At 53.0% G+C, this 13261-nt stretch carries 7 protein-coding genes, 1 tRNA gene and 3 rRNA genes; 7 read left to right on the forward strand and 4 right to left on the reverse strand.

Annotated features, from left to right (window positions below; genetic code table 11):
• Positions 1–97: 97 nt before the first annotated feature.
• From I6N93_RS15850 to I6N93_RS15880, 7 genes are all read left to right on the forward strand, one after another.
• Positions 98–1273, forward strand: coding sequence for a uroporphyrinogen decarboxylase/cobalamine-independent methonine synthase family protein (locus I6N93_RS15850; protein WP_085685904.1), 1176 nt, complete (start codon positions 98–100; stop codon positions 1271–1273).
• A 260-nt stretch (positions 1274–1533) separates the two neighbouring features.
• Positions 1534–2304: an amino acid ABC transporter substrate-binding protein gene (locus I6N93_RS15855; RefSeq protein ID WP_085685906.1), complete on the forward strand. Its 771-nt coding sequence runs from the start codon at positions 1534–1536 to the stop codon at positions 2302–2304.
• 25 nt (positions 2305–2329) lie between these two features.
• Positions 2330–2995 (forward strand): amino acid ABC transporter permease, encoded by a 666-nt coding sequence (locus tag I6N93_RS15860; protein WP_085685908.1) that lies wholly within the window; start codon positions 2330–2332, stop codon positions 2993–2995.
• 459 nt (positions 2996–3454) lie between these two features.
• Positions 3455–4480 (forward strand): amino acid ABC transporter substrate-binding protein, encoded by a 1026-nt coding sequence (locus I6N93_RS15865; RefSeq protein ID WP_085685934.1) that lies wholly within the window; start codon positions 3455–3457, stop codon positions 4478–4480.
• Between the two features lie 65 nt (positions 4481–4545).
• On the forward strand, positions 4546–5724 hold the full coding sequence (locus I6N93_RS15870) for an amino acid ABC transporter permease (protein ID WP_085685909.1): 1179 nt from the start codon (positions 4546–4548) through the stop codon (positions 5722–5724).
• Between the two features lie 15 nt (positions 5725–5739).
• Positions 5740–6828, forward strand: coding sequence for an amino acid ABC transporter permease (locus tag I6N93_RS15875; RefSeq protein ID WP_085685911.1), 1089 nt, complete (start codon positions 5740–5742; stop codon positions 6826–6828).
• Between the two features lie 8 nt (positions 6829–6836).
• A complete protein-coding gene (locus I6N93_RS15880) occupies positions 6837–7598 on the forward strand; it encodes an amino acid ABC transporter ATP-binding protein (RefSeq protein WP_085685913.1) in 762 nt (253 codons plus the stop codon).
• Between the two features lie 470 nt (positions 7599–8068).
• Here I6N93_RS15880 and rrf read toward each other — a convergent pair.
• The 4 genes from rrf to I6N93_RS15900 all read right to left on the reverse strand — a co-directional run bounded on the left by rrf (position 8069) and on the right by I6N93_RS15900 (position 13181).
• Positions 8069–8184 (reverse strand): 5S ribosomal RNA (rrf, locus tag I6N93_RS15885).
• A gap of 110 nt (positions 8185–8294) precedes the next feature.
• Positions 8295–11201 (reverse strand): 23S ribosomal RNA (locus tag I6N93_RS15890).
• A 224-nt stretch (positions 11202–11425) separates the two neighbouring features.
• Positions 11426–11501: transfer RNA gene (locus I6N93_RS15895), tRNA-Glu, on the reverse strand.
• Between the two features lie 137 nt (positions 11502–11638).
• Positions 11639–13181 (reverse strand): 16S ribosomal RNA (locus I6N93_RS15900).
• Together the 16S, 23S and 5S rRNA genes with 1 tRNA gene alongside form the textbook arrangement of a ribosomal RNA operon.
• Positions 13182–13261 lie beyond the last annotated feature (80 nt).

Below are 13261 nucleotides of genomic sequence, written 5' to 3' on the forward strand. Positions count from 1 at the left end.
AATTATCTCAATGATGGTGAGGGAATTTCATCTAATGGGAGGATTAGTTTCATGATAATCTCTGCGCACTAATATAATTAAGAATGGACTTATTTTGATGACAGCTATTAAGACACAACGACCCCCATTCCGTGCCGACGTCGTAGGGAGCTATCTTCGTCCTCAGTATCTGCATGATGCCAGGGCAAAATTTACCCAGGGTAACCTTTCTGCGGCAGAGCTGCAGGCCATTGAAGACAAGGCCATCACCGAGCTGGTTGAGAAACAGAAAGCGGCCGGTTTACAGGTGATTACCGACGGCGAATTCCGTCGTAGCTGGTGGCACCTCGATTTCATGTGGGGCCTGAACGGCGTGGAAAAAACCCTCATCGCCAAAGGCTACGCGTTTGCGGACAAGGAAACCCGTCCGGAAACTGCGCGCCTTTCCGGTAAGATTTCCGGTGAGAACCATCCGTTCATCGAACATTTCAAATTCCTACTTCAATTCGCAGAACCGGGCGTTACGCCGCGACTGACCGTCCCTTCTGCGGCGCAGTTCCTGGCCGAGCTACAGCGCCCCGATAACAAAGCTAAGACGCTGGAGTTTTACCCAACTGAAGAGGCGCTGGTGCAGGATATCGCCAACGCCTATCGTACCTTCATCAAAGCGCTGTATGCTGCGGGTTGCCGCAACCTACAGTTGGATGACTGCACTTGGGGCATGCTGGTCGATCCGAAATTTGCCGGCGGCGGCGGCGCCGATACGCCGAACTCGACGAGCTGTGGCTGTGGTCATCACGCAGAACCGGCTGAAGGCGGCAAAGTACACACGCTGGCCGAGCTGTATCTGAAGGTCAATAACGCAAGCGTAGAAGGCGCGCCGGAAGATCTGGTGCTGACGACGCACGTATGCCGCGGCAACTATGCCTCTTCCTGGGCCGCCAGCGGCGGTTACCAACCGGTCGCAAGCGTGCTGTTCGCCCGTGAAAATGTCTCTGCTTACTATCTGGAATTCGATACTGAACGCGCCGGCGACTTCTCTCCGTTGGCTCAGGTATCAGGCGATAAGCAGGTTGTTTTGGGGCTGATCTCTTCCAAGTTCGGCGAACTGGAAGACAAACAGGCGGTGATTGATCGCATCAAGGAAGCTACCCAATTCGTACCGCTGGAACGCCTGTGCCTCAGTACTCAGTGCGGCTTCGCCTCAACGGAAGAAGGCAATGAGATAACCGAAGCGCAGCAGTGGGCTAAAATTGCATTGGTCAAAGCGATCGCTGACGCCGTCTGGGGTTAATGAGCAGCACATCGCCATGACACCAAGATCGAAGGGACGGGGCTATCCGTCCCTTTTTCTCTATTTCTCCGCCCACACGCTCCGACGTCAATTCCGCCCAGTGTGGAAAAAACCGCCACGGACCACTATATTATTTATGCTTTGTCGCTATAAACCATCACCTTATGTGATTAGCAATGCGTGGTGATATCACGTAGATTTTCGCCGCTCGGCCTCATAAGCATATAGGTTGTTATCTCCCCGTCTTTGTAGGAACCACGATGAAGAAAATCAGCGTTGCATTACTGACTGGCGCGTTACTTGTCACCAGTGCTCTGGTACAGGCACAGGACGATCTCAGCATCATCAAGGCTGCGGGCGTCATCAAATTCGGCACGGAAGGGACCTACGCTCCCTACACGTATCACGATAAATCGGGAAAACTGGTCGGTTTTGATGTGGAAATAGGCCGTGCGGTGGCTGAGAAAATCGGCGTTAAGGCCGAGTTCATCGAAGGACGTTGGGATGGATTGATCGCCGGGCTAAGCGCAGGCCGCTATGACGCCGTTGTTAACCAGGTCGGCATTACGCCCGAACGTCAGGTGAAGTTCGATTTCTCCAAACCCTATATTGATGCGAAGTCGGTGCTGGTTGTTCGCAACGACAACACCACCATCAAGACATTTGAAGATCTTGAAGGTCACAAATCTGCACAGAGCCTGACCAGCAATTATTCGAAGCTGGCGACGCGATATGGCGCCGACATCGTGCCTACCGACGGGTTTAACCAGTCGCTGGATCTGGTGCTGAGCGGCCGTGCCGATGCGACGCTGAACGACAATCTGTCATTCCTCGACTTCAAAAAACAAAAGCCGGATGCGAAAGTCAAAGTTGCCGCCACGGCGGAAAGCGGCGATCCTTCCGCCATTCTGGTGCGCAAGGGACAAGCCCCGCTGATCGGGGCAATCAACCACGCGCTGGACCAGATCAAAGCGGATGGCACGTATAAAACGATTTCTATGCGATACTTCGGGGAAGATGTTTCCCAGTAACCGCAAAGATACCGGAGTTTTTTAGATGCCACCCTGGCTACAACTCATGGCAGACTCCTTCTGGAGTCTGCTTTCTGCTGGACTGAAGTTCACCGTTCCTCTGGCTATTATTTCCTTCGTGCTTGGGCTTGCCGTCGGGATCGTCGTCGCCTTGATCCGGCTTTATGGACCCCGCACGCTGAAATGGATTGCCGATTTTTATGTCTGGGTGATTCGCGGCACGCCACTGCTGGTGCAGCTGTTTCTGATATTTTACGGACTCCCCAGCGCCGGCATCACCCTGGATGCGTTTCCTGCCGCGCTGATTGGTTTTACCCTGAATGTAGGGGCCTATAGCTCTGAGATCGTCCGCGGAGCCATATTGTCTGTCCCCCAGGGACAGTGGAACGCCGCCTATTCGCTGGGAATGAAAGGGGCTCAGGCCATTCGGTGGGTCATTTTTCCTCAATCGGTATTCGTGTCCTTGCCCCCGCTATCGAACACCTTTATCTCTCTGATCAAAGATACGTCGTTGGCGGCCGTCATCACCGTGCCGGAAATGTTTCTTGCGGCTCAGCGCATCGTCTCCGTCACCTATGAACCGCTTATTCTTTATGTCGAAGCCGCCGTTATCTATCTTCTGTTCTGTACCATTTTGAGCAAAGCTCAGGCACGGTTGGAAAGCTTCTATCAACGGCATAATGTTCGTTAGTTCAATATCTGGCCTTCCGCAGAGCGGGAGGCAAAGTAACTCATTCATTTTGTTAATCTTAATATCTTCTTCCGGCCCCATATAGGCCTGCCTCGCTGCCCTAATCCTGCCAAATTATCTAGCAACTTGATAACAGGTTGCACTAAAAAAGACAACATACGCCATCCTTATGCACTGGTTAAGATCGCAATGTTCTGCCAAATTCGCCAATCAGGTCTCCCAGCACCAAAACAAGGCAATTTTTTGAGTTACGTGACTATATTGGTGCAATACATATCAAACTTTGTGTGTTCCCTCACAAAACTCTCCGCCATTAGGCGCGAAAGGGACCGTCACGGATTGGCATTAGTTTTGCTTAATCACGCCACGGCACAATGTCCAACGACGGCGCCGGCAGACAGGGCGTAGGCAATGCTACGTCCATTACCACAGCACATAACTCATTAGGCACATAAGATGATGAAAAAACTGATCATGTCTACGCTGGTCGCGGGCGCGTCTCTCTTTACGGCGACGCAACAGGCCCATGCTGGCACCACGCTAGATGCTATCCAGAAAAAAGGTTTTGTCCAATGCGGTATCAGTGATGGTTTGCCGGGTTTTTCCTATGCCGATGCCAGCGGCAAATATGCCGGTATTGACGTGGATGTTTGCAAGGGCGTCGCGGCTGCCGTCTTCGGAGATGCCAATAAGGTAAAATTTACTCCGCTGACCGCCAAAGAACGCTTTACGGCGCTGCAGTCAGGCGAAGTGGACCTGCTGTCCCGTAATACAACATGGACCTCTTCGCGTGACGCGGGCATGGGCATGCTGTTCACCGGCGTCACCTACTACGATGGCATTGGTTTCCTGACCCACAACAAGGCCGGGCTGAAAAGCGCGAAGGAGCTGGACGGCGCTACCGTCTGTATTCAGGCGGGAACCGATACCGAACTGAATGTCGCAGACTATTTCAAAACTCACGGCATGAAGTACACGCCGGTCACTTTCGACCGCTCCGATGAGAGCGCCAAAGCGCTGGAGTCCGGCCGCTGCGACACGCTGTCTTCCGACCAGTCTCAGCTGTATGCACTGCGCATTAAATTGGCCAATCCCAACGAATACATCGTGCTGCCTGAAGTCATCTCCAAGGAACCCCTGGGACCAGTCGTTCGCCGTGGCGACGAAGAGTGGTTCTCCATCGTGCGCTGGAGCTTGTTCGCCATGCTGAACGCGGAAGAAATGGGTATCACCTCTCAGAATGTCGACCAGATGCAGGCCAAACCTGCAACGCCGGATATGGCTCACCTGCTCGGCAAAGAAGGTAATTACGGCAAAGACCTCAAATTACCCGCCGATTGGGCCTACAAGATTATTAAACAGGTCGGTAACTACGGCGAAGTCTTTGAGCGTAACGTGGGTATGGGCAGCGAGTTGAAAATCAAACGCGGGCTGAATGAATTGTGGACCAAAGGCGGTATCCAATACGCGCCTGCCGTTCGCTAATCTCTCAAGTAAACCGGGCACGGCTTTATCGCCGTGCTCTCGTTTGACGCTATCGAGGCTTCATCATGCTGCAACGCCCAACCGTAAAAGGTGATTTATCACTGACTAATCCTGCGGTGCGCGCCTGGCTGTACCAAATCGTCGCTGTCATCGTCGTACTGGCTTTAGCTACATATCTGTTGCACAACACCATCAGCAATCTGGCACAGCGCGGAATTACTTCCGGCTTTGCTTTTCTGGATAACTCCGCCGGGTTTGGTATTGTCCAGCATCTCATTGACTATCAGCAGGGAGATACCTACGCCCGCGTCTTCATCGTCGGCTTGCTGAATACGCTTTTGGTATCGGCCATCTGTATTATCTGTGCCTCCTTATTGGGGTTTATGGTCGGCCTTGCCCGGCTGTCTGACAACTGGCTGCTCCGTAAGCTATCCACCTTCTATATCGAAACGTTCCGCAATATTCCGCCTCTGCTGCAGATCTTCTTCTGGTACTTTGCCGTACTTCGCAATCTACCGGGGCCTCGCCAGGCGGTCAGCGCGCTGGATGCCGTGTTTTTGAGTAACCGCGGATTGTATATCCCGGCAGCAGATTTCGGCCCCGGCGCCCTTCCGGCCCTACTCGCCGTGGTGATTACAGTAGTCGTGACCGTTCTTATCGTCCGTAGAAATCAGCGCTATCACCGTGAAACCGGCATCTATCGTCGAAACTGGCCGTGGCCGTTACTGGTCCTTTCGTTACTGCTGGGTCTGACGCACATCACCTTTGGCCGTGCATTGAACTGGGAGCTCCCGGTATTAAGAGGGTTTAACTTTACCGGCGGTATGGTGATGATCCCTGAACTCGCCGCGCTGGCGCTGGCGCTTTCGGTCTATACCTCATCTTTCATCGCCGAGATCATCCGTTCCGGTATTCAATCAGTTTCTCACGGACAGCATGAAGCGGCGCTCTCACTTGGCCTACCAAAAGCGATCACGCTGCGCAAAGTCATCTTGCCGCAGGCGTTGCGCGTCATCATTCCTCCGCTAACCAGCCAGTACCTGAATATTGTGAAGAACTCTTCTCTCGCCGCTGCGATTGGATATCCGGATATGGTGTCGTTGTTTGCCGGTACGGTCCTCAATCAGACCGGTCAGGCGATTGAAACGATTGCTATGACGATGTCGGTTTACCTGATTATCAGCCTGCTGATCTCGCTACTGATGAATATCTATAACCGTAAAATCGCCTTAATTGAGCGCTAAAGGAGCTGGGTGAACATGATTTCACATACACCAAATCGCCCGACGCCTGTTAGCGGCGCCATCGCATGGGCTCGACGTAACCTGTTTTCCAGCATCCCCAACAGCCTGCTGACCCTGCTCTGTCTGTGGCTGCTGTGGAAAGGACTTCCCCCGCTTCTGAGCTGGGCGGTCTTTGACGCCAACTGGCTAGGCGCAACGCGCAATGACTGTACGCGCGAAGGGGCCTGCTGGGTGTTTATTCACGCTCGCTTCGGCCACTTTATGTACGGGCTATACCCTACAGAAGAGATCTGGCGCATCAATTTCGCGCTCGTGCTGGCGCTATTGAGCATTTTCCCCATGTTCTGGAAAGCGATGCCGCATCGCGGTCGTTATATCGCAGGATGGTGCATCGTTTATCCACTTATCGCCTGGGGGCTGCTGTCCGGGGGATTCGGCGGAATGCCCTACGTAGAAACACGCCAATGGGGCGGGCTCACGCTTACCCTCATTATCGCCGCCGTGGGGATTGCGGGCGCTTTGCCGCTCGGGATCCTGCTGGCGCTGGGCCGACGCTCGGAAATGCCTATCGTCCGTATGCTATGCATAGGATTTATTGAATTCTGGCGTGGCGTGCCGCTGATCACCGTTCTATTTATGTCTTCCGTAATGCTTCCGCTGTTCCTGACGGAGGGGACCAGCATAGACAAACTGTTACGCGCCTTGGTGGGCGTCATTCTGTTCCAATCCGCCTATGTGGCGGAAGTGGTACGCGGTGGACTGCAGGCTTTGCCGAAAGGGCAGTACGAAGCTGCACAGTCGCTGGCATTAGGCTATTGGCGGATGCAGTGTCTGGTCATTTTGCCCCAGGCGCTAAAAATGGTTATCCCCGGTCTGGTCAACACCATCATTTCACTGTTTAAAGATACCAGTCTGGTGATTATCATCGGGTTGTTCGATCTTTTCAGCAGTATCCAGCAGGCCACGGTAGACCCCGCCTGGCTGGGAATGTCTACCGAAGGCTACGTCTTCGCCGCGCTGATCTATTGGATCTTCTGTTTCAGCATGTCGCGTTATAGCCAACATTTAGAAAAACGGTTTGATACCGGACATAAGTCTCATTGAGGTCATCCATGAATCAGAATGCGTCAATAAAACCAGATAACCATATGATAACGTTGGAAAATGTGAATAAGTGGTACGGTCAATTTCACGTATTGAAAGACATTAACCTCCAGGTGAAACAAGGTGAGCGTATTGTCCTGTGTGGCCCATCAGGCTCGGGAAAATCAACGACGATCCGCTGTATCAACCATCTGGAGGAACATCAAAAGGGACGCATTGTTGTCGATGGCATTGAGCTGAACAGCGACAGCCGCAACGTTGAGAAAATCAGAACTGAAGTCGGTATGGTGTTTCAACATTTCAATCTTTTCCCGCATCTCACGGTTTTACAAAACTGTACGCTGGCGCCTAGCTGGGTACATCGTATGCCAAAAAAAGAGGCCGACGCGCTGGCGATGCATTATCTGGAGCGCGTTCGCATTGCGGCCCATGCGCATAAATATCCCGGGCAGCTTTCTGGAGGTCAGCAGCAGCGTGTCGCCATCGCGCGTTCGCTGTGTATGAGGCCTAAGATCATGCTGTTTGATGAGCCTACCTCGGCGTTAGATCCTGAAATGGTCAAAGAGGTACTGGATACCATGCTGGGTTTGGCCGAAGACGGTATGACTATGCTGTGCGTAACCCATGAAATGGGATTTGCGCGCACGGTCGCCAACCGGGTGATCTTTATGGATCAGGGCGAGATCGTCGAACAGGCACCGCCAGATATCTTCTTCTCCAGCCCGCGTTCAGAACGTACCCAATCTTTCCTAGCGCAGATTCTGCATTAGTCCCTTTTACCGAGGCTTATTCAGCGAATAAGCCTCGCTTTATCGAGATTCCAGCCAACGGGTAGCTTAAACTTCCTCTCAATCGACCACACTTATCCCCTGCCCTCACGCGCGATGTGATCCGATTTTTTGGCATATACACGGTGAGCCAAGGCATATTTATTCACCCTAGTGAGCACCAGGGGCTTCAATATTGATGCGGCTAAAAATTTTAGCTCAACCCTGTTGATACTACACCGCTGTGGGGACGATTCAGTCAAGGCTCATACAGAGGTCCATTGGAGGCGTAGCATTCAGGTAAGGGGCAGCGTGGTTAGGTTGTTCCGGTGTGGATGATACCGGCAGGATGAATACAGGGGCAAACTCAGGAGAACGCGAGGGCGGGGCTTGGATAAGTTACACGGTGGCCGTTTTCACCGCCCCAACGCAAAAACCCCCAGCTCTCGCTGAGGGTCTCTACTTTAATTAATGCCTGGCAGTTCCCTACTCTCGCATGGGGAGACCCCACACTACCATCGGCGCTACGGCGTTTCACTGCTGAGTTCGGCATGGGGTCAGGTGGGACCACCGCGCTATCGCCGCCAGGCAAATTCTGTTTCATTCCAATCGTTACACACGCTCTCCGTGCAACCACCAGAACCAATCTGCAAACAAGCTGAACTTCTTCTCGTCTCTCTAAAACACCTTCGGTGTTGTAAGGTTAAGCCTCTCGGGTCATTAGTACTGGTTAGCTCAACGTATCGCTACGCTTACACACCCAGCCTATCTACGTCGTCGTCTTCAACGGCCCTTCAGGGGACTCGAAGTCCCAGGGAAGACTCATCTCGGGGCAAGTTTCCCGCTTAGATGCTTTCAGCGGTTATCTCTTCCGCACTTAGCTACCGGGCAATGCAATTGGCATCACAACCCGAACACCAGTGGTGCGTTCACTCCGGTCCTCTCGTACTAGGAGCAACCCCCCTCAATCTTCCAACGCCCACGGCAGATAGGGACCGAACTGTCTCACGACGTTCTAAACCCAGCTCGCGTACCACTTTAAACGGCGAACAGCCGTACCCTTGGGACCTACTTCAGCCCCAGGATGTGATGAGCCGACATCGAGGTGCCAAACACCGCCGTCGATATGAACTCTTGGGCGGTATCAGCCTGTTATCCCCGGAGTACCTTTTATCCGTTGAGCGATGGCCCTTCCATTCAGAACCACCGGATCACTAAGACCTGCTTTCGCACCTGCTCGAGCCGTCACTCTCGCAGTCAAGCTAGCTTATGCCTTTGCACTAACCTCCTGATGTCCGACCAGGATTAGCTAACCTTCGTGCTCCTCCGTTACTCTTTGGGAGGAGACCGCCCCAGTCAAACTACCCACCAGACACTGTCCGCAACCCCGTTCAGGGGCCCACGTTAGAACATCAAACATTAAAGGGTGGTATTTCAAGGTCGGCTCCATGCAGACTGGCGTCCACACTTCAAAGCCTCCCACCTATCCTACACATCAAGGCTCAAGGTTCAGTGTCAAGCTATAGTAAAGGTTCACGGGGTCTTTCCGTCTTGCCGCGGGTACACTGCATCTTCACAGCGAGTTCAATTTCACTGAGTCTCGGGTGGAGACAGCCTGGCCATCATTACGCCATTCGTGCAGGTCGGAACTTACCCGACAAGGAATTTCGCTACCTTAGGACCGTTATAGTTACGGCCGCCGTTTACCGGGGCTTCGATCAAGAGCTTCGCCTTGCGGCTGACCCCATCAATTAACCTTCCGGCACCGGGCAGGCGTCACACCGTATACGTCCACTTTCGTGTTTGCACAGTGCTGTGTTTTTATTAAACAGTTGCAGCCAGCTGGTATCTGCGACTGGTATCAGCTCCGGGAGCCAGTCCCTTCACCAACGCCAGCGTGCCTTCTCCCGAAGTTACGGCACCATTTTGCCTAGTTCCTTCACCCGAGTTCTCTCAAGCGCCTGGGTATTCTCTACCTGACCACCTGTGTCGGTTTGGGGTACGATTTCGTGTTACCTGGAGCTTAGAGGCTTTTCCTGGAAGCTTGGCATCGGTTACTTCATCACCGTAGTGACTCGTCGTCACGCCTCAGTGTTAACGGTGTTCCGGATTTACCAAAAACACCCACCTACACGCTTAAACCGGGACAACCGTCGCCCGGATAACCCAGCCTTCTCCGTCCCCCCTTCGCAGTAACACCAAGTACAGGAATATTAACCTGTTTCCCATCGACTACGCCTTTCGGCCTCGCCTTAGGGGTCGACTCACCCTGCCCCGATTAACGTTGGACAGGAACCCTTGGTCTTCCGGCGTGCGGGTTTTTCACCCGCATTATCGTTACTTATGTCAGCATTCGCACTTCTGATACCTCCAGCAGCCCTCACAGGCCACCTTCGCAGGCTTACAGAACGCTCCCCTACCCAACAACGCCTAAGCGTCGCTGCCGCAGCTTCGGTGCATGGTTTAGCCCCGTTACATCTTCCGCGCAGGCCGACTCGACCAGTGAGCTATTACGCTTTCTTTAAATGATGGCTGCTTCTAAGCCAACATCCTGGCTGTCTGGGCCTTCCCACATCGTTTCCCACTTAACCATGACTTTGGGACCTTAGCTGGCGGTCTGGGTTGTTTCCCTCTTCACGACGGACGTTAGCACCCGCCGTGTGTCTCCCGTGATAACATTCTTCGGTATTCGCAGTTTGCATCGAGTTGGTAAGCCGGGATGGCCCCCTAGTCGAAACAGTGCTCTACCCCCGAAGATGACTTCACGAGGCGCTACCTAAATAGCTTTCGGGGAGAACCAGCTATCTCCCGGTTTGATTGGCCTTTCACCCCCAGCCACAAGTCATCCGCTAATTTTTCAACATTAGTCGGTTCGGTCCTCCAGTTAGTGTTACCCAACCTTCAACCTGCCCATGGCTAGATCACCGGGTTTCGGGTCTATACCCTGCAACTTAACGCCCAGTTAAGACTCGGTTTCCCTGCGGCTCCCCTATGCGGTTAACCTTGCTACAGAATATAAGTCGCTGACCCATTATACAAAAGGTACGCAGTCACACCCCGAAGGATGCTCCCACTGCTTGTACGTACACGGTTTCAGGTTCTATTTCACTCCCCTCGCCGGGGTTCTTTTCGCCTTTCCCTCACGGTACTGGTTCACTATCGGTCAGTCAGGAGTATTTAGCCTTGGAGGATGGTCCCCCCATATTCAGACAGGATAACACGTGTCCCGCCCTACTCGTCGAACTCACAGCTCATGCCTCTTCGTGTACGGGACTATCACCCTCTGTCGTGCGACTTTCCAGACGCTTCCACTAAGACTCAAACTGATTCAGGTTCTGGGCTCCTCCCCGTTCGCTCGCCGCTACTGGGGGAATCTCGGTTGATTTCTTTTCCTCGGGGTACTGAGATGTTTCAGTTCCCCCGGTTCGCCTCATGCCACTATGTATTCATGACATGATAGTGCAACGGATTGCACTGGGTTTCCCCATTCGGGTATCGTCGGGTATAACGGTTCATATCACCTTGCCGACGCTTTTCGCAGATTAGCACGCCCTTCATCGCCTCTGACTGCCTAGGCATCCACCGTGTACGCTTAGTCACTTAACCTCACAACCCGAAGGTGTCTCGTAAGACACCCTTCACGCTGCGATTATTTGAGAGACTCTGACGCAACCAAATCACCGCTCAATACTGCACGCAGAGAGATGTTCAGCCGCATCGTTTCAAATTTCAGCTTGTTCCAGATTGTTAAAGAGCAATATCTTAAACACGACTCGTTAAAGTCATCTTTAAGATATTCAGGTGATAATGCCTTTCACTCATTATCGGTATGGCGTCCCCAAGGGGATTCGAACCCCTGTTACCGCCGTGAAAGGGCGGTGTCCTAGGCCTCTAGACGATGGGGACACGAAATCCGACTCAACCCTCAGGCTCAATCGTTCCGCATCAGCATGAGTCAGAGACTCATCATCAACAGGTGCGCTTTTGCTCTTGCTTCTTCATCAGACAATCTGTGTGAGCACTTCACTAGCACTTCACTTCGGTAAGGAGGTGATCCAACCGCAGGTTCCCCTACGGTTACCTTGTTACGACTTCACCCCAGTCATGAATCACAAAGTGGTAAGCGCCCTCCCGAAGGTTAAGCTACCTACTTCTTTTGCAACCCACTCCCATGGTGTGACGGGCGGTGTGTACAAGGCCCGGGAACGTATTCACCGTAGCATTCTGATCTACGATTACTAGCGATTCCGACTTCATGGAGTCGAGTTGCAGACTCCAATCCGGACTACGACGCACTTTATGAGGTCCGCTTACTCTCGCAAGTTCGCTTCTCTTTGTATGCGCCATTGTAGCACGTGTGTAGCCCTACTCGTAAGGGCCATGATGACTTGACGTCATCCCCACCTTCCTCCGGTTTATCACCGGCAGTCTCCTTTGAGTTCCCACCATTACGTGCTGGCAACAAAGGATAAGGGTTGCGCTCGTTGCGGGACTTAACCCAACATTTCACAACACGAGCTGACGACAGCCATGCAGCACCTGTCTCAGAGCTCCCGAAGGCACCAAGGCATCTCTGCCAAGTTCTCTGGATGTCAAGAGTAGGTAAGGTTCTTCGCGTTGCATCGAATTAAACCACATGCTCCACCGCTTGTGCGGGCCCCCGTCAATTCATTTGAGTTTTAACCTTGCGGCCGTACTCCCCAGGCGGTCGACTTAACGCGTTAGCTCCGGAAGCCACAGTTCAAGACCGCAACCTCCAAGTCGACATCGTTTACAGCGTGGACTACCAGGGTATCTAATCCTGTTTGCTCCCCACGCTTTCGCACCTGAGCGTCAGTCTTTGTCCAGGGGGCCGCCTTCGCCACCGGTATTCCTCCAGATCTCTACGCATTTCACCGCTACACCTGGAATTCTACCCCCCTCTACAAGACTCTAGCCTGCCAGTTTCAAATGCAGTTCCCAAGTTAAGCTCGGGGATTTCACATCTGACTTAACAAACCGCCTGCGTGCGCTTTACGCCCAGTCATTCCGATTAACGCTTGCACCCTCCGTATTACCGCGGCTGCTGGCACGGAGTTAGCCGGTGCTTCTTCTGCGGGTAACGTCAATCAGCGAACGTATTAAGTTCACTGCCTTCCTCCCCGCTGAAAGTACTTTACAACCCGAAGGCCTTCTTCATACACGCGGCATGGCTGCATCAGGGTTTCCCCCATTGTGCAATATTCCCCACTGCTGCCTCCCGTAGGAGTCTGGACCGTGTCTCAGTTCCAGTGTGGCTGGTCATCCTCTCAGACCAGCTAGAGATCGTCGCCTAGGTGGGCTCTTACCCCGCCTACTAGCTAATCCCATCTGGGTTCATCCGATGGTGTGAGGCCCTGAGGTCCCCCACTTTGGTCTTGCGACGTTATGCGGTATTAGCTACCGTTTCCAGTAGTTATCCCCCTCCATCGGGCAGATCCCCAGACATTACTCACCCGTCCGCCGCTCGCCGGCAAGGGAGCAAGCTCCCTTCCGCTGCCGCTCGACTTGCATGTGTTAGGCCTGCCGCCAGCGTTCAATCTGAGCCATGATCAAACTCTTCAATTAAAAGCTTGATTTGCTAACTTAATAGCGATGCTCAAAGAATTTTACTGTTGATTCGTAATGAATTAACTGTTGTTCACTCT

It is taken from the genome of Lonsdalea populi, from assembly GCF_015999465.1.
Taxonomy (GTDB): domain Bacteria; phylum Pseudomonadota; class Gammaproteobacteria; order Enterobacterales; family Enterobacteriaceae; genus Lonsdalea; species Lonsdalea populi.